Source organism: Methylocella sp., assembly GCF_044226135.1.
Lineage (GTDB): Bacteria > Pseudomonadota > Alphaproteobacteria > Rhizobiales > Beijerinckiaceae > Methylocapsa.
Genome location: NZ_JBGAHM010000005.1, coordinates 58428 through 75970, shown reverse-complemented (window position 1 = coordinate 75970; position 17543 = coordinate 58428). Strand labels below are relative to the sequence as shown.

General features: G+C 68.5%; 12 protein-coding genes. 7 read left to right on the top strand and 5 right to left on the bottom strand.

Annotated elements, in window-relative coordinates; genetic code table 11:
- Positions 1 to 14: 14 nt before the first annotated feature.
- Positions 15 to 3089: a formate dehydrogenase-N subunit alpha gene (gene fdnG, locus ACILRB_RS04175; RefSeq protein WP_395665037.1), complete on the bottom strand. Its 3075-nt coding sequence runs from the start codon at positions 3087 to 3089 to the stop codon at positions 15 to 17.
- Positions 3090 to 3328: 239 nt separating this feature from the next.
- On the opposite strand from fdnG, the gene selD reads away from it, so the two are divergent.
- The gene (gene selD, locus ACILRB_RS04170) at positions 3329 to 4378 is read left to right on the top strand and encodes a selenide, water dikinase SelD (RefSeq protein WP_395665036.1); all 1050 of its coding nucleotides are present in this window, start codon (positions 3329 to 3331) and stop codon (positions 4376 to 4378) included.
- Positions 4379 to 4384: 6 nt separating this feature from the next.
- Here the strand turns inward: selD and ACILRB_RS04165 are convergent, their stop codons facing one another.
- Together ACILRB_RS04165 and ACILRB_RS04160 are read right to left on the bottom strand one after the other, a co-directional pair.
- Positions 4385 to 7495, bottom strand: a complete 3111-nt coding sequence (locus ACILRB_RS04165; RefSeq protein WP_395665035.1) for a hypothetical protein — start codon at positions 7493 to 7495, stop codon at positions 4385 to 4387.
- 134 nt (positions 7496 to 7629) lie between these two features.
- Complete coding sequence (locus ACILRB_RS04160) at positions 7630 to 9147, bottom strand: hypothetical protein (RefSeq protein WP_395665034.1); 1518 nt, start codon at positions 9145 to 9147, stop codon at positions 7630 to 7632.
- 530 nt (positions 9148 to 9677) lie between these two features.
- Between ACILRB_RS04160 and ACILRB_RS04155 the strand changes: the two genes are divergently transcribed.
- The 3 genes from ACILRB_RS04155 to ACILRB_RS04145 are packed head-to-tail and all read left to right on the top strand — an operon-like array spanning position 9678 to position 13390.
- Positions 9678 to 10700 carry an iron ABC transporter substrate-binding protein gene (locus ACILRB_RS04155; protein ID WP_395665033.1) on the top strand — a complete coding sequence of 341 codons (1023 nt, stop codon included), beginning with the start codon at positions 9678 to 9680 and terminating at the stop codon, positions 10698 to 10700.
- 48 nt (positions 10701 to 10748) lie between these two features.
- Positions 10749 to 12341 (top strand): ABC transporter permease, encoded by a 1593-nt coding sequence (locus ACILRB_RS04150; protein WP_395665032.1) that lies wholly within the window; start codon positions 10749 to 10751, stop codon positions 12339 to 12341.
- Positions 12338 to 13390, top strand: coding sequence for an ABC transporter ATP-binding protein (locus tag ACILRB_RS04145; RefSeq protein WP_395665031.1), 1053 nt, complete (start codon positions 12338 to 12340; stop codon positions 13388 to 13390). The genes ACILRB_RS04150 and ACILRB_RS04145 overlap by 4 nt, the downstream gene beginning before the upstream one ends.
- 49 nt (positions 13391 to 13439) lie before the next feature.
- On the opposite strand, the gene ACILRB_RS04140 is transcribed toward ACILRB_RS04145, so the two are convergent.
- Positions 13440 to 14300, bottom strand: a complete 861-nt coding sequence (locus ACILRB_RS04140) for a transglutaminase family protein (RefSeq protein ID WP_395665030.1) — start codon at positions 14298 to 14300, stop codon at positions 13440 to 13442.
- Positions 14301 to 14516: 216 nt separating this feature from the next.
- Between ACILRB_RS04140 and ACILRB_RS04135 the strand changes: the two genes are divergently transcribed.
- The gene (locus tag ACILRB_RS04135; RefSeq protein ID WP_395665029.1) at positions 14517 to 14930 is read left to right on the top strand and encodes a DUF3775 domain-containing protein; all 414 of its coding nucleotides are present in this window, start codon (positions 14517 to 14519) and stop codon (positions 14928 to 14930) included.
- Positions 14931 to 15003: 73 nt separating this feature from the next.
- On the opposite strand, the gene ACILRB_RS04130 is transcribed toward ACILRB_RS04135, so the two are convergent.
- Complete coding sequence (locus ACILRB_RS04130; RefSeq protein ID WP_395665028.1) at positions 15004 to 15357, bottom strand: c-type cytochrome; 354 nt, start codon at positions 15355 to 15357, stop codon at positions 15004 to 15006.
- A 153-nt stretch (positions 15358 to 15510) separates the two neighbouring features.
- Here ACILRB_RS04130 and ACILRB_RS04125 point away from each other — a divergent pair, with 153 nt between their 5' ends.
- Entirely contained in the window at positions 15511 to 16974 is a 1464-nt protein-coding gene (locus ACILRB_RS04125) for an NAD-dependent succinate-semialdehyde dehydrogenase (RefSeq protein ID WP_395665027.1), read from the top strand.
- A 128-nt stretch (positions 16975 to 17102) separates the two neighbouring features.
- A complete protein-coding gene (locus ACILRB_RS04120; protein WP_395665026.1) occupies positions 17103 to 17417 on the top strand; it encodes a hypothetical protein in 315 nt (104 codons plus the stop codon).
- The last annotated feature ends 126 nt before the right edge of the window (positions 17418 to 17543 follow it).

Below are 17543 nucleotides of genomic sequence, written 5' to 3'. Positions count from 1 at the left end.
TGTTCGAACAGGCGTCAGGCGACCGGCGGCGAGGCCTTCTCGACATTGACGAGGAAAGCCTTGAACTCCGGCGTCTGGGTGTTGGCGTCGCCGACCGAGGGCGTCAGCGTGTTGGCGCCGTAGCCCTTGCGCGCGACGCCCGTGAAGCCCCAGTGGATCGGCACGCCGATCACATGCGTCGGCTTGCCGTCGACCATGATCGGCTTGATGCGCTTCGTCACATAAGCCTTGCAGACGATCTCGCCGCGTTTCGAGGCGATGCGCACCCATCCGCCCTGGGTCAGGCCTTTTTCTCTGGCGAGCGCCTCTCCGATCTCGACGAACTCCTCGGGCTGGAGCACGGCGTTGATGACCGCGTGCTTGGTCCAGTAGTGGAAATGCTCCGTCAGCCTGTAGGTCGTCGCCACATAGGGGAAGTCGGCCGCCGAGCCGAACATCTTGCGGTCGTCGGGGAAGACGCGCGCGGCCGGATTGGTCCGCACTTTCGGATGCAGAATGTTCTCCGAGGGCGATTCAAAGGGCTCGTAATGCTCCGGGAAGGGCCCTTCGGCCATCTGGTCGCGCGCGAACAGGCGGCCCAGACCTTCGTCGTTCATGATGAACGGGCTGACGCCGTCCGACGGCTTGGCCGCCGGCGGATAGTCCGGCACGTCGAGCCCCGTCCAGAGCGACCCGTTCCACTGGATGATGGATTTCTTCGGGTTCCAGGGCCGGCCCTCGACGTCCGCGCTGGCGCGGTTGTAGAGGATGCGCCGGTTCGCCGGCCAGGCGAAGGCCCAGTTCGGGGCGATGCCCTGCTCACGCGGGTCGGTGGCGTCGCGCCGCGCCATGGTGTTGCCTTTCTCGGTGTAGCAGCCCGAGAAGATCCAGCAGCCTGAGGCCGTCGAGCCGTCGTCGCGCAGCTGCGCGAAGCCGTCGATGAGCTTGCCCGCCTTGACCGTGACGGCGCCGGCGTCGTCCTTGAGGTCGGCGAGGGCGCGCCCGTTCATCTCCTTGGCGAGTTCTTCCGGCGTCGGGTCGTCGGGGTCGAGGTAATTCCAGGAGAGCGCATTGATGGCGTCGGCCGGAGCGCCGCCCTGCGCGCGATACTTCGCCTTCATGCGCCGGAAGATCTGGCTCATGATCCAGATGTCGGATTTCGCGACGCCCGGCGCGTCGGCGGCCTTCCAGTGCCATTGCAGCCAGCGCGCCGAATTGACCAGCGAGCCATCCTCCTCGGCGAAGCAGGTGGTCGGCAGCTGGAACACTTCGGTCTCGATCGCCGCCGGATTGGACGGGTTCTGCGGCCCCTCGTCGCGCCAGAAATTCGCCGTCTCGGTGTTGAGCGGATCCATGACGACGAGAAACTTGAGCTTCGACAGGCCGCGGCGGATCTTGCCGCGGTCGGGGAAAGCCTGCTGCGGGTTGAAGCCCTGGCAGATATAGCCGTTGATCTTGCCCCGATTCATCATCTCGAAGGCGTAGAGAATGTCGTAGCTCTTTCCCGGCTCCGATTTCGGCAGGAAGTCATACCCCCAGCTGTTGTCGGCCGTGGCGGCCGCGCCGAAGGTCGATTTCTGGAAGCTTACGAAGAATTTCGAATAATTGCGCCAGTAGCTGACCTGGCCCGGCCGCAGCGGCTTGAACTGCCGCGTCTCCATGTATTTCTGATAGGTCGGCTCGGCCTCCGTCGGCAGCGTCATGTAGCCGGGGATCAGGTTCCACAACAGGCCGACGTCGGTCAGGCCCTGGATGTTGGAATGGCCGCGCAGCGCGTTCATGCCGCCGCCGGCGACGCCGATGTTGCCGAGCAGGAGCTGGATCATCGCCATCGCGCGGATGTTCTGCGAGCCGACCGAATGCTGCGTCCAGCCGAGCGCGAACAGGCTCGTCAGCGCCTTGTCGGGCGCGGAGGTCGAGGCGAACAGGTCGCACACGGCGAGAAACTTGTCTTGCGGCGTGCCGGTGATGCGCGACACCGTCTCGGGCGTGTAGCGTTCGACATGGGCGCGCATGAGGTTGATCACGCAGCGCGGATGCGCCCAGGTCGGATCCTCCCTGGCGAAGCCCTGTTCGTCAAGCTCATAGTTCCAGCTCGACTTGTCGTAGCTGTGCTTCTCCTCGTCATAGCCTGTGAACAGGCCGTCGTCGAAGCTGTAGCCTTCCTTGACGATGAGGCCGGCGTTGGTGAAAGCGCGGACGTAGCGCTCCTGGATCCTGCCTGTCGCGAGCAGGTTGCGGATCACGCCGTTCAGGAAGGCGATGTCGGTTCCGGGCCTGATCGGCACATGCATGTCGGCGACGGACGCCGTGCGCGTGAAGCGCGGATCGACGACGACGAGCTTCGCGCCGTTCTCGATCTTGGCCTCGATCACCCATTTGAAGCCGCACGGATGCGCTTCAGCCGCATTTCCGCCCATCACCAGCACGACATCGGCGTTCTTGATGTCCTGCCAGGTGTTGGTCATCGCGCCGCGACCGAATGTTGGAGCCAGACTGGCTACCGTCGGTCCGTGTCAGACACGCGCCTGATTGTCGAAGACGAGCATCCCGAAGGAGCGGGCCACCTTCCATGTCAGGAGCGCGGTCTCGCTCGACGAGGCCGAGGCGGCCAGCATGCCGGTGGTGATCCAGCGGTTGACGGTCACGCCGGCGTCGGTCTTGGCGACGAAATTGGCGTCGCGGTCCTGCTTCATGAGGGTCGCGATGCGGTCGAGCGCGAAGTCCCAGGAGACGTCCTTGAATTCGGCCGTTCCGGGCGCGCGATAGCGCGGAACCTTGAGCCGCTCCGCCGCATGCACGATGTCGAGCAGGCCCGCGCCCTTGGGGCAGAGCGTGCCGCGGTTGACCGGATGGTCAGGATCGCCCTCGATATGCATGATCTCGGAGCGGGCGTTCTTGGAACGGTCGCCGAGACTGTAGACAAGGATGCCGCAGGCGACCGAGCAATAGGTGCAGGTGTTGCGCGTCTCGGACGCCGCCGCGAGCTTGTAGGGCCGCACCGCCGCCGCGAGCGCCTCGCCGTCCGCGCCGAACCCGAAAGCGCCGAGGCTCGAGGCGGCGAGGCCCGCCGCGCTGAGCTTGATGAATCCGCGACGACTGAGGTCCATGGCGGCGCTCTCCTCCAGGCTAATCCGGGCGGATCCTTGGTTGGAACAGGTCTTATTCCAACTCCATTATTACCTCAAGGTTCATCATTCTCAAATCAAATCAAACTCCCGATACCGTATACTTGAGTATATACTTCGCCACGCCCGGCCGCAGGCCGCGCCGACGCCGCGCCGACGCCGCGCCTTGCAGGCGCCGCGCCCGGGGCTATGGTGGGCCCGTTCAACGCCCGGAGCCTCACGTGTCCGAACCGTCGCCCGTCCGTCTCACCAGCCTCGCCCATGGCGGCGGCTGCGGCTGCAAGCTCGCCCCCGCCGTGCTGCAGAAACTGCTTGCCGACCAGTCCATGGGCCCGGCCTCGCCCGAGCTTCTGGTCGGGCTCGAGACCGGCGACGACGCCGCCGTCTGGCGCATCGACGACGAGCATTGCGTCATCGCCACGACCGACTTCTTCATGCCGATGGTCGACGATCCGCGCGACTTCGGCCGCATCGCCGCGGCCAACGCCCTCTCCGACGTCTACGCCATGGGCGGCCGGCCGATCATGGCGCTCGCCGTGCTCGGCATGCCGCTCGACAAGCTGCCCGTCGAGACGGTGCGCGAGATCCTCGCCGGCGGCGCCTCGCTCTGCGCCGAGGCCGGCGTGCGCGTCGCCGGCGGTCATTCGATCGATTCGCCCGAGCCGATCTACGGCCTTGTCGCGATCGGCCTCTGCCGCGCCGCCGAGGTCAGGCGCAACAGCGGCGCGAAGCCCGGCGACGCGCTGATCCTGACCAAGGCGCTCGGCGTCGGGCTCTATTCGGCGGCGATCAAGAAAGGCGTCCTGCCGCCCGACGCCTATGCCGAGATGATCGCCTCGACCACGCTTTTGAACCGCGTCGGCGCCACGCTCGGGCGCGAGCCCCGCGTGCATGGCGTGACCGACGTGACCGGCTTCGGCCTCGCCGGCCATGCGCTTGAAATGGCCCGCGGCGGCGGCGTCACGCTCGAGATCGAGCTTGCGCGCGTGCCCCTTTTCGCGCAGGCTGAAGGCTTCGCCCGCGCGGGCCTCGCCACCGGCGCCTCGACGCGCAACTGGGCGAGCTACGGCGCCGACGTCGCGCTTCCGGCCGCCGGCGCCGACTGGACGCGCGTCCTCGTCACCGATCCGCAGACCTCAGGCGGCCTGCTCGTCGCCTGCGAGGGCGCTGACGCCCCGCGCCTGCGCGCCATGATCGAGGCCGAGGGCTTCGCGCGCGCCGCGATCATCGGCTCCGTCGCCGAAGGCCCGGCGCAAGTCCGCTTCATCTGAGGCGGCTCAAGGGGAAGCCGAAGCCTCCCCCTTCGCGCCGAGCTTCGCCCCGGCGCGGCTGAAGTCCCAGGGCACGAAGCCGAGGCCGCAGGCGGTCGAGCGCCCGCCGGTCCCGCCGCAGGCCGGAAAGTCGCCGGTCGGCTTGAAGTCGAAGCCCTCCGGCGCGCCGCTCGTCCAGTCGACGAAATTGGGATCGACGCCGAACGATCCGTGCACGTCGTTGCCATAGACCGCGCGCCAGTCGGCGACGCTCACCTTGTCGCCGCGCGCGACATAGTCGGCGCTGAACGCCGCGGGCCCCGCCTGGAAGAAGACGTTCCGGTCGCGCAGGAAAGTGTTGTTTCCGGACGGCCGCATCTGCCGCGTGAGAAAGCCGAGGCGCTCCGGCGGGTCGGCGCGGTCGCTTCCGAGCACGGTCCAGACGAAGATGTTGCTTTCATAGACCGCGCGCGGATCGCGCAGGGCCTGCGCGAAGGTCCAGGTCAGCGCGCCGTCGGAACAGCTCCCGCTGAGGCAGGTCGGCGGGGTCGCGCCGGCCGCGCCCGCCATGGTCGTCGAATAGGCGCGCCCGTCCCAGATCACATATTCGGGCCGCTTCGGCGACGCGTCGAAGCGGCGCCCCTCGCGCCACCAGTTGTCCCAGGCGCCGGTCGTGCCGAGCAGGCCGTAGCTCGAGCGCTCATAGCTCGCGCCCGGCGGGAAGATCCCGGAAAAGATGTTGTTGCGGAACGAGGAGCGCAGCCCTCCGGTGTGCTGGGCGACGCTGCCGAGATTCTGGACCACGCCGTTCACGGACGGCTTCTGGTATAGAAGATTATGATGATAATTGATTCCGTTGGCGTTGTTTCCGTCGAGATAGGACAGCATGCAGTCGACCGTGTCGGGTCGGCAGCCCATGTCGTGGATGAGGTTATAAGCGATCTCGAAGCGGTCGTCGGGGTTCTCGCCAAGGCCGTCATGCGGGCCGCGGACGTAGACCACGCCGAAGTCGTGCATGCGCGTCGAATTGGGGACGGAGCCGCGCCCGCCCGAAAGGTCGGTCTCATAGCCCGCATAGCCGATGTCGTTGAAGACGAGCTTGTCGCCGAACACGCCGCGCTTGTAGATCGGCGTGCCGCTTTCGTCGCCGAGATTCTCGGGCAGATTCTCGATGCTTCGCGACTGCGCCGCGAAACAGTCGGCGACGCAGTAGTGAATAGTGTTGTTCCGCCACACGATCCGTTGCCCGCCGCTCATGGTGGCGACGCTCGAATTCATGCCGAAGAAGGCGGCGTTGGCGATATGGTTGTTCTCGAACAGGCCGCAGCACACCGTCTCAGGATCGCCCCGCAGCAGGGCGTTGGTGGTCGGCCCCGTGCGCGCCGCGCCGACATAGCCCGCGTCGTTCGAGAACGCCGTGCTGGCCCAGGCGGCGAGGCTCGCGCCGCTCATGATCGCCTGCCCGCCGATCATCTCCATGCGGTTGCCGCGCGCGCCATAATGGTTCGAGCCCCATGAGAAGCCGATCGCCGAGCCGCCGATCGCGTAAAATGCGCCGTCGTCGACATGGACGTTGCTCGCGCCGACGCCGGCGATGGTCGGCACATAGGTGAAATACTGGCTCGAGGCCGCCTGCTGCGCGCCGCAGACATTGCCCGACGCATCGCCCGTGTCGCAGGAGAAGGCGGCGACCTGCGTGTCCGAGAAGGTCACGCCTTCAAAGGTCTGGTTGCCGACCAGCACGCCCGTCCGCGCGCCGTTCGCCGCGGCGTCGGCGGCGGCGTTCGAGACGCGGATCAGATTGTCCAGCACGGGAATGACAAAGGCCCCCTTGCGCGCGAGCCCGCCGGCGTCCTTTCCCTCGCAGCTCTCCCCCGCGCGCAGCGAATAATAGATGCGGCCGGTCTTGCGGTCGGTATAGACCTCGCCGGCGAAGCCCTTCTCGCCGAGGCGGCCATAATCGTTGACGATGCGGTAGGGGGCGCCCTTCTCCTGCCGGTAGGGGCGCCAGACATAGGATTCGGTGACGATCCGGTCGCCCGTCTTCGAGGCGATCGGGACCATCGAGCCGCCTTCTCCGAATTCAATCTTGAGGTCGCGCACGTCGCCCGACGGCGAGGGCGTCGCGGAAATGTCTCCCGGATTGATCTGAAACAGGTTCGAGCGCTCCGGATTGCGCAGCGCCGTCAGCCTGTCGCCGAAATTCGTCGGCCAGGGCCCGGAGAGGAGAAACCATCGCCCCGACTCCGTCGCCTGCACGGCCGCCCCGCCGGGCGCGTTCGCGACCTCGACCACGCCGGCCCCCGAGGCGGCGGCTGAGCGCCCGACGACGTAATAGAGCCGGCCCTTCGCGAGGCCGCCGAGCGCGGCGGGCGCGCCCGCCCCGAACGAGACCGGATCGCCGACGAGGCCGACGCGCGACATGTCGCTGACGGCGATGGAGGACGATCCCGCGGCCAGCGTCGCCGTGACGGGAAGGTCCGTCTTCTCGCCCGGGGCCGGCAATGCGTTCCAGCCATAGGTCTTGCGCGGCGCATAGACGGGCGGCGCGAATTTTCCGTTCACGGTGGCGAAGCCCGCGTAGAAGCGCGACATGCGCCCGCGCGCGGGATCATTGACGAGCGGCGCGTAGGGCGCGAGCGCGTCCGACGCGCAGCCGGGGCCGCCGCCCGGCAGGACGGTCTTCTTGAACGTGCCGGAAATGTCCTTGCCGCCGCTCCAGACCGGCGTTTCGCCCGGATAGGCTTTCCAGGTCACGCCGTAGGACGGCGCCGTGTAGGAGGACGAGAGCGGCCCTGGCGTGTGCCGCGCGTTGAGGACGAGCGTGCCGGAATCGTAAGTCTCGTAGCGTCCGCCGCGCAGCATGATCACATAGCTGCGGTTCGGCGTCTTCGCGATATTGGCGGCGAGCATGGCGGCGGCCTTCGCCTGCGTCCTGCAGGGCTGCGTTTCGACGCAGTCGACGCCGATCCTGACGCCGGCCGAATCGACCCCCGTCGGCGCGATCCAGATGTCGGCGCGCGGACGCCCCCGCTCGCCCTCGACGCGCTTGGCCGACGCGGCCGCGCCGCCGGCGTGAAGGCCTGGCGCCGCGAGAAGGCACGCAGCGGCGAGGAGCGCCTTGGCCTGTATCTTCATGAGAGAAAGCCTCGAACGGATCGGGCCGGACGCCCGCGTTGCGCTGAAGCCTTAGACGGATGATGCGGCGGCCGCGCGGCGGCGGCCGCCGCGGAGCGGTCAAATATTCGCGTTCGCGGGGCGCGCCCGGACGGTCAGATTTCGACGGAGCTGATCTCCGAGCGCCGCCGCATGCGCGCCATCGGGCTGCGGCGCTTCAGGCGGGGGAACAGCATGACGCGCAGCAGGAGCAGGCTCAAGAACAGCACCGGCGCGACCCGGAAGAGGACGTTCAGCATGCCGTCGGACGTCGATTCGGCGATTTCCGCCTGAAAGCTCGCCAGGATGAAGATCGAGACCGGCGTCGCGCTGCGCAGGCTGGCGAAACGCGCGAGCAGCAGGAAGACCGGCAGATAGAACAGGAATGGATAGATCAGCACGCCGGGGAGGCCCCAGGCGGCGTAGGCCTCCATCGGCACGCCGATGACGAGATAGGAAATATACGGATATTCAAGAAGGCCGATGCGCCAGCTGATCCAGTCGCCGGTGCTGACGGCCTCCTTGGTGAAGCCGAGGAAGCCCGGCATGATGGCGGACATGGCCTTCTCGACGGCGCTCATGCCGACGAAGGCGTGCCCCTTCATGCCGTTCATCACGGCGTCGATCAGCGCGACGAAGGACAGGCGGTTTTCGACGTTGGCGCGATTGCCGTAATAGTCATAGTCGATGTCGTCGTCTTCCCGCTGCGCCTTGGCCAGGGTGGTCGTGTTCACGATGACCTTGCGGAAATCGGAATCGACGGCCATGCGCGCGCCGGTGTTGATCATGAGCTCCGCGAAGGCCGCGGGCGGCAACTCCTTGTTGCCGCGCATGTACAGCGTCAGCGGCGTCATGAAGTTCAGGAAGAACAGCGCGAACAGCGTCGCCGCCACGATGAGCCTGAGATTGATCGCCCGATAGATGATCCCGACCAGGGCGACGCCGAGGAGGCAGTCGACCAGGAAGCCGCGCATGTTGAGCGAGAGCACCGCGAGCAGCACGACGCCGAACATGCCGGCGAGGAACGGCGACATCACCGTCCGTCCGCCCGACGCGAGCACGGCGCGAAGGGCCTCGGCCACGAAGCCCAGGACGGCGAGAGAGGCGAGCGTCGTCGCGGCCACCATCAGCGGGCCCGCGTTGCCGCCTCCGGCGCCGCTCTTGTCCTTCATGCTGACGATCGCCATGCAGACGAGCCCGAAGCAGAAGGCCCCGATGGCGAGCTTGCGAAGGCCCGCGAGATCGAGCGGAAAGGCGAAGAAGTCGGTTCTCGGGTCGAAGCGCCGCGCGATCATCAGCACGACGACGCCGAGGCAGACGACCAGCGTCGCCATCGCATAGGCCGGCGTCGGATTGAACAGATGGCTGTCGAGCGGCTGCCCGTAGAGAGTCTTGAAGAGAATGCCGACGAGAAGGAAACGCAGGCCGAAGACGAGCGCGAAGAGCGAATAGATTTCGCAGCCGAAAATATGCAGCGGGATGAAGCTGACCGTCACGCCGAAGATGGCGAGCGCGACGACCGCGGCGCTGGCGCCGAAGTAGAGCTGGACCGCGCCGAGCGCGCACATGGTCAGGAACGGGACGACGATCGGCAGGCGCGTCTTGGAAAGATCGCTTGGATCGAACGCCTGCATAGTCGTCCCCTTTCCGGCGTCGCTCGCCCGGACCGTCGCCGTCGACGCGTCGCAGGGCGCCAGCTTGCCTTGGGTAAAGCTCATATAACGACAATTTGCAACTCATGCGGCGGAAAGACGGCGAAGTCTTCGCGCGCAAACCTGAAGCTTCGCGTCGTCTAAGCTTGGGCGCCGACGCCGCGCCGTGTTTGCGCCGGGGCGCGGGCTTGGGATTTTGGCGGGCTTGGGATTTTGAAACGAGGCCCGCGGCTTTTATCGCGGCGTTGAAATCGCGCGGCGCAGAGGCCGCGTCCATAAGCCGCGCCGTCCGCCCCGCACGCTTTCCGCCCGCCCGATCACGGGCTTTTGCGCCGGCTTTCGCGCCGCCGCCCTGCGCCCGGGCCGCAGGGGATCGGGCCGCGCGCCGCCCTGCTTGTTAGAATTATTCTACTGAAAAACTTCGTGCTTTTGGTTGAAGCGGGCGGAGAAATCGCCCTTTATGACGCTTTCGCGCGGCATGCGGCAGGAGCATGCGGCAGGAAAGGGCGTTGATGAAAACTCTGGTCTCCCGGCGGGGCTTGCTCGCCGCGCTTGTCGCGTCGGCCTGCGCGCTTCCCGCGCCCCGCGCCCCGCGCGCCGCGGACGCCGGCACGATCACGGTCTACAACGCCCAGCATGAAAGCCTCGCCAGGGCGTGGGCCGACGCCTTCACGAAGGAGACCGGGATCAGGGTTGTCCTGCGCGAGGGCAAGGACATGGAGTTCGCCAACCAGATCCTGCAGGAGGGCAAGGCCTCTCCGGCCGACGTGTTCATCACCGAAAACGCGCCGGCCATGGCGCTCGTCGACGCCGCCGGCCTTTTCGCGCCGCTCCCAAAGGAGACGCTCGATCTCGCCCCGCCGGAGTTCCGCCCGGCCGACGGCTCATGGATCGGCGTCGCCGCCAGAGCCACGGTCTTCGCCTATAACAGGAAGAAGCTGAAGGAGGCCGATCTGCCGAAATCGGCGATGGACCTCGAGGACCCGTCCTGGAAGGGCCGCTGGGCCGCCGCCCCGGCCGGCGCCGATTTCCAGGCGATCGTCGCGGCCATGCTGCAGCTCAAGGGCGAGGCGGCGACGCTCGCATGGCTCAAGGCGATGAAGGCCGGCGTCGTCCCGTTCCGCTCGAACAGCCTCGCGATGCGTGCGGTCAACCGCGGCGAGGTCGACGGGGCGCTGATCTATCATTATTATTTCTTCGGCGATCAGGCCCGCACCGGCGAGAACAGCAATTCCGTCGACCTGCGTTATTTCGGCCATGGCGACCCCGGCGCCTTCGTCAGCCTGTCGGGCGCGGGCGTGCTCGCCGCCTCGAAGAACAAGCCGCAGGCGCAGGCGTTCGTGCGCTGGCTCGCCGGCCCCGGCGGCCAGAAGATCCTGCGCGAGGGCAATTCCTTCGAATACGCCGTCGGCAGGGGCGAGGCCTCGCATCCGCAGCTCGTCCCGCTCGACGAAATCGACGCCCCGAAAATCTCTCCCGACAAGCTCGACAGCGCCAAGGTCGCCGATCTGATGACCCGGGCCGGCCTGCTCTGACGCCATGGACATGAATTTGAGCGCTCCTTCGACGCGCGGCGTCGCGCCATGACCGCCATCGTTTCGGACGACGCGCTCCTCGCCCGCGCGCGCAGCCAGGCGAGCGCGCTGCGCCGCGCCGGCCCCGCCGCCACGCCGTTCCTCGCGGTCTCCTCGCTCGTCGCGCTGTTCGCGCTGACGCCGCTCGGCTTCATCGTCTGGGTCGGGACGCAGACCGGCTGGGCGACGATCGAGAAGCTCGTCTTCCGCCCGCGCATCCTCGAACTGCTCGTCAACACGGCGATGCTCGAGGCGGCGACCCTGCCGCTGACCATCCTGCTCGCCCTCGCCCTCGCCTGGAGCGTCGAGCGCACCGACATGCCGGGCGCAAAGCTCTGGTCCTGGCTCGCCGTCGCCCCGCTCGCCATCCCGGCCTTCGTGCACGGCTATGGCTGGATGTCGGCGGCTCCCGACCTCAACGGCTTCGGCGGCGCGACCGTGGTCTCGACGCTCGCCTATTTCCCCTTTCTTTATCTGCCGGTCGCGGCGCAGCTGCGCCGGCTCGACCCGGCGCTCGAGGAGGCCGCCGCCTCGCTCGGCCTCGGGCCCTGCGCCGTGTTCCTGCGCGTCGCGCTGCCGCAGCTGCGGGTGGCGATCTGCGGCGGCGCCCTGCTCGTCGGGCTGCATCTCCTCGCCGAATACGGCCTGTTCGTGATGATCCGGTTCGACACCTTCACGACCGCGATCGTCGACCAGTTCCAGTCGGCCTTCAACAGCCCCGCGGCCAACATGATGGCCGGCGTGCTGGTGCTGTGCTGCCTTGCGCTCATCGGCGGCGAGACCCTCGCGCGCGGGGGCGAGCGCTACGCCAGGCTCGGGCCCGGCGCGCCGCGCCCGCCGCATCGCGCGCGGCTGCGGCCTGCGGCGAAATGGGCCTGCCTCGGCCTCAACGCGCTCGTCGCCGCGCTCGCCATCGGCGTGCCGGCGGCGACGCTTTTGCGCTGGCTCGCGCTCGGCGGGGCGGCCGCATGGCGCGGCGACGAGATCGTCCAGGCGCTCGGAACGACCGTCGCGCTGGCCCTTTCGGGCGCGGTCCTGACGACGCTCGCCGTCGCTCCCATGGCCTGGCTTTCGGTGCGCGCGCCGGGCCGGCTGGTGCGCGCGCTCGAGGCCTGCCATTATTATGTCGGCTCGCTGCCCGGCGTCGTCGTCGCGCTCGCCCTCGTGACCCTCACGGTGCGCCTCGCCCCGGCGCTCTACCAGACGCTCGCGACCCTCATCGCCGCCTATGTGCTGCTGTTTCTGCCGCGCGCCCTTGTCGGCCTGCGCGCCAGCGTCGCCCAGGCGCCGGTCGAGCTCGAGGAGGCGGCGATGGCGCTCGGGCGCACGCCGCTGCAGGCCATGGCCGGGGTGACCATGCGGCTCGCGGCGCCGGGCGCGGCGGCGAGCGCGGCGCTCGTCGGCCTCGCCGTCGCCACCGAGCTGACCGCGACCCTGATGCTCTCGCCGAACGGCACGGTCACGCTGGCGACGCGTTTCTGGGCCCTGACCAGCGAGATCGACTATGTCGGCGCGGCTCCCTACGCCTTCCTGATGGTCGCCTTCTCGGCGCCGCTCACCCTGCTTCTGCACATGCATTCGAAAAGGACCCTGCGCGGATGAGCTTTCTGCGGCTCGAAGGCGTCGGCAAGCGCTTCGGCGCGACGCGCGCGCTCGAGGACGTCTCGCTCGACATGCCGGGGCGCGGCCGGCTCGCCGTGGTCGGGCCTTCGGGCTCGGGCAAGAGCACGCTGCTGCGCGTCGTCGCCGGCTTCGAGGCCCCCGACGAAGGCCGCATCCTGCTCGACGGCGAGGCGCTCGTCGACGGCGGCGTGGCGGTCCCGGCGCACCGGCGCGCCATCGGCGTCGTCGCGCAGGACGGGGCGCTGTTTCCCCATCTCGACATCGAGGCCAATATCGGCTTCGGCCTGCCGCGGCGCGCGCCCGACCGCCGCGCGCGCGTGCTCGAACTCATCGACCTCGTCGAACTCGAACCGTCCATGCTGACGCGCCGGCCGCACCAGCTGTCCGGCGGCCAGCAGCAGCGCGTCGCGCTCGCAAGGGCGCTCGCGCGGCGCCCGCGCCTGATGCTGCTCGACGAGCCTTTCTCGGCGCTCGACACGGGCTTGCGCGACCAGATGCGCCGCACCGTCGCCCATGCGCTCGACAGGGCCGGCGCCGCCGCCGTGCTCGTGACCCATGACCAGGCCGAGGCGCTCGCCTTCGCCGACCAGGTCGCCGTCCTGCGCGACGGCCGACTGGCGCAGGTCGGGGCGCCGCGCGCGCTTTATTTCGCGCCGCGCGACCCCAAGACCGCGACCTTTCTCGGCGACGCGGTGATCCTGCCGGCCGAGGTGCGCGACGGCCATGCGCATTGCGCGCTCGGCCGGCTCGACGTCGAGGCGCCGGCGCGGCCCGGCCCAGGCCGGCTGATGGTGCGGCCCGAGCAGCTTCGGCTTCGCGCCCTCGCAGCGTATGAGGGCGCGGACGCGCCGGTGCGCGCCCGGGTCGAGGCGGTCGAATTCGGCGGCGGGTCCTGCGCCCTGCGCCTCAGGCTGCTCGATGCGCCGCAGGTTCCCGAAATCGCCCTGCGCGCGCCGAGCCTCGGCTGCGCCGGCGTCGGCGACGTTCTGGCGCTCAGCGTCGAGGGGCCTGCCTGGCTGTTCGAGTGACGGGCGGCGCGATCGACCGGGCGGATGCGCCGCCCGGTCGGGGCCGGTCCTAAAACACGCCGCCGTTCTGGCCGGTCTCCTCCGTCGAGATCGCGTCAGTGGTGCGCGGGCCGCATTCGGCGGTCCCGTCCGTGCGCTCGATCCACACTTTCACCGGCCCCGGCTGAATCAGCCCGAAGGGCGTCGCGAAGGCGACCTCGGCCGCGTCGCGGCCGACGCCGATGCGCACCAGCCCGTCGAGCGCCGCCTGCCGCGTGCCGTCGAACAGCCACCAGCGCCCGTCGAGATAGGCTTCAAACACCGCGTGGAAATCGGGCGGCTGCAACCCGAAGGCGTAGCAGGTGACATAGCGCGCCGGAATGCCGAGCGCGCGACAGAAGGCGATGCCAAGATGCGCGAAATCGCGGCAGACGCCCGCGCGCTGCACCAGAATTTCGATCGCCCCTGTCTTGGCGTCGGAGCTGCCGCGCTGATATTCGATGTTCTCGTAAAGCCAGTTGCAGATCATCGCCACCCGCTCATGCCCATGCGGACACTGCCCGAACTCGCGCATGGCGTAATTGACGAGTTCGTCCGAGGGCGCGAAACGGCTCGGCAGCAGATAGGGCAGGATGTCGAGCGGCAGATTCTTGATCGGAATCTCGCCGACGGTCGATGGATCCGCGCGATAGGGGTCGATCTCGACCTCCGCCGCATAGGAGACATGGAAATCGCCGACCTGCGCGACCGTCTGGACATAGCGGTTGCGCAGGTCCGGCTGCTCATAGGCGAGGCTTGGATTGCCCGGCGTGAAGATCAGTTTTTCCGACAGATTGAGGTGGCGCTGGAGACGCGCGACCTCGATATTGAAGATGAACACCGTCTCCGCGAGAATCTTGTAGGACAGTTCGCACCCGACCCGCAGCTTCATCGGCCTCGCCCCTCATGAAGAAAGCGGCCGCAGGGGCCGCGCATGTCTTCGTCAGGCGCATAAACGCCTGGGCGGCGAAAAAGCTGCAGCGCGGCCGTTGAGGAAAATTAAGGCGACGACGGCCGTTCCTGCATAAATTCGCGGCAGAACGAGTCGCGCGGCACGCTGTTCATGTGACGCAGCTGGCGCGTTCCGCCCGCATTCACGGAGGAGACCATGCCCGAGCTTTCGATCTCGACCGACGAAGTCTGCTTCATCATCCAGAAGGCGCGCCAGTTCGACGTCAAGGAAGGGCTGTCCGACCTCGATTCGGGCTCGAACGCCAGCGACGACGGCATGATCGACGTGCTCGAGGACCGCGCCGACGATCCGGTCGCGCGCGAGATCGCCGGCGCGGTCGACGGGCTCAACGTCGACGAGCAGGCCGAACTCGTGGCGCTCGTCTGGCTCGGACGCGGCGACGGCGGACTCGAGGACTGGGACGAATTGCGCGCCGAGGCGGCGCGCGCCCAGAACGGGCGCACGGCCGGCTATCTGCTCGGGATTCCCCTGCTTTCGGACTATCTCGAAGAAGGGCTCGCCCTTTTCGGCCTCTCCTGCGCCGATTTCGAGGCCGAAAATCTCGGCTAGCGCGTCACCGGTCAGTCGGACCCGATCCGACCGACAGGATGACGCTCCAGCGCTCCACTGCTCCAGGGCGACGTTATGGCTTGGGCTCGAGGCCGACGATATAGGCGGCAAGATCGGCGATCTCGTCGCGCGTCAGGCTCATGTCCGGCATTTTCGGATGCGGATCGGCGAGAAAGGCCTTCAGCGCGTCGGGCGAGACGACCTTGGCGGCGACGCTCATGAAGCTCGGCGCGCCGTCGCTCGCCGGGCTCTGCCCGGGCGCCACGACATGGCAGGACGCGCACCAGCGCCGCGCGATCGTCTCTCCCCTTGCGGCGTCGCCCTTCTGGGCCGCGGCCGGCGCGAACGCCCCGGAAAGCGCGAAACCGGCGCCCGCAAGCGCGAAAACGACGCCCCTGATCCCTGTCCGCCGTTCCGCCCTTCGCATGGTCCGCTCCCAGCCCTATGGTTTGCGGCCACAATAGGCCGCGCGCGCCCCGGGGCAACAGCCGCGATCGAGCCGCCCCCAGCCTCGCGCGGCCGTGAAGCCGCGCCGGCCTGAAGAAGAAGCCCCCTCAAGGAAAGCCCGGAAGGAGAAGTCATGGCGCGCGCGCTCAAGGATCCGGCTCTGTTGCGCGAAAAAGCCTTTGTCGGCGGCGAATGGATCGGCGCCGACTCCGGCGCCGTGTTCGACGTCGACAATCCGGCGACGGGCGCGCGGCTTGCGCAGGTCGCCGATCTCGGGCCGGCCGAGACGCGCCGGGCGATTCTCGCCGCCGAAGCCGCCCTGCCCAGCTGGCGCGCGCGCACGGCCAGGGAGCGCGCCGGCGTGCTGCGCGCCTGGTTCGACCTCGTCATGGCGGCGCAGGAGGATCTCGCCCGCCTCATGACGCTGGAGCAGGGCAAGCCGCTCGCCGAGGCGCGCGGCGAGGTCGCCTATGGCGCGAGCTTCATCGAATGGCACGCCGAAGAAGGCAAGCGCGCCTATGGCGAGACCGTCCCGGCCACGGTCCGCGGCCAGCGCATCGTCGTTTTGCGCCAGCCGGTCGGGGTCGTCGCCGCGCTGACGCCGTGGAATTTCCCGGTGGCCATGATCACCCGCAAGATCGCCCCGGCGCTGTCCGTCGGCTGCACGGCGGTGGTCAAGCCGGCCGAGGACACGCCGCTCTGCGCCCTCGCCCTCGCCGCGCTCGCCGAACGCGCCGGCCTGCCGCCGGGCGTGCTCAATGTCGTGACGGCGAGCGACGCGCCCGCCGTCGGCCGCGAGCTGACCGAAAGCGCGATCGTGCGCAAAGTCTCCTTCACCGGCTCGACCGAGGTCGGACGCCTGCTGATGCGCCAGTCGGCCTCGACGATCAAGAAGATCAGCCTCGAGCTCGGCGGCGACGCCCCCTTTCTCGTGTTCGACGACGCCGATCTCGACGCCGCCGTCGAGGGAGCGATCGCCTCGAAATATCGCAACGCCGGCCAGACCTGCGTCTGCGCCAACCGGCTTTTCGTGCAGGCCGGGATCCATGACGCCTTCGTCGCGAAGCTGAAGGCGCGGGTCGCCGGGTTGACGCTCGGCGACGGGCTTGAGCCCGGCGTCGCGCTGGGGCCGCTCATCAACCGGGCGGCGATCGAGAAGGTCGAGCGCCTCGTCGCCGACGCGCTGGACAAGGGCGCGAAGCTCGCGCTCGGCGGGCGGCGGGCCGCGCTCGGCCCGAATTTCTACGAGCCGACGATCCTGCTTGGCGCGCAGCCCGACATGGCGCTGGCGCGCGAGGAGATTTTCGGCCCCGTCGCGCCGATCTTCCGCTTCGAGACCGAGGCGCAGGCGATCGCGCTCGCCAACGCCACGCCCTTTGGGCTCGCCGCCTATTTCTATACGCGCGACCTTGCGCGGGCCTTTCGCGTCGCCGAGGCGCTCGAAGCCGGCATGGTCGGGATCAACGAGGGGCTGATCTCGAACGAGGTCGCGCCCTTTGGCGGCGTGAAACAGTCGGGCCTTGGCCGCGAGGGCGGCAAATGGGGCGCGGAAGACTATCTCGAGACGAAATATCTCTGCTTCGGCGGGCTCGGCTGACGCGCCGGGCGCGGCGCGGGCCTTGCTTTTTACGTCTCCCTGAGACCCGCGAGGGTTTCACGCCCCGCGGACAACGGCGCCGGCGAAGCGCCCGCAAGGGCCCCGGCGAGGCACAAGGAATTTGCAAGATGCCCTTGAATCTCAAGGCGGACTGGACCGACGCCGACCTTGCGAAGCTGATCGGCTCGGTCGAGGACGACCGCGACTGGCGGCTCGAGGTCAGCCCTGACGGGGTGGCGTCGCTTTCGGACAAAACGGCCAACCCGACCGGCGTCGAGCATGACGAAAAGCTGCACTGCTATTTCGAGACCTGGATGCAGGGCACGGATTTCGTCGGCCCCTCCGCCGCCGGCGACAAGGCGCTGATCGGCAAGATCGCCGCCGCCCTGCGCGACAATTATCCAAATTTGAAGAAGGACAAGTTCGTCTTCGTCGCGCTTTAGCCGGGCTGCGGCGGCGGCGGCGCGGAAAGGTCGCCGCGCCGAATTGCGCGCCGGCGCAAAGCGCACTAGACAGGCGGGCCGATCCGCGCCGGCGCGCCGAGAGCCGCGAACGCTGCGGCCGCAACG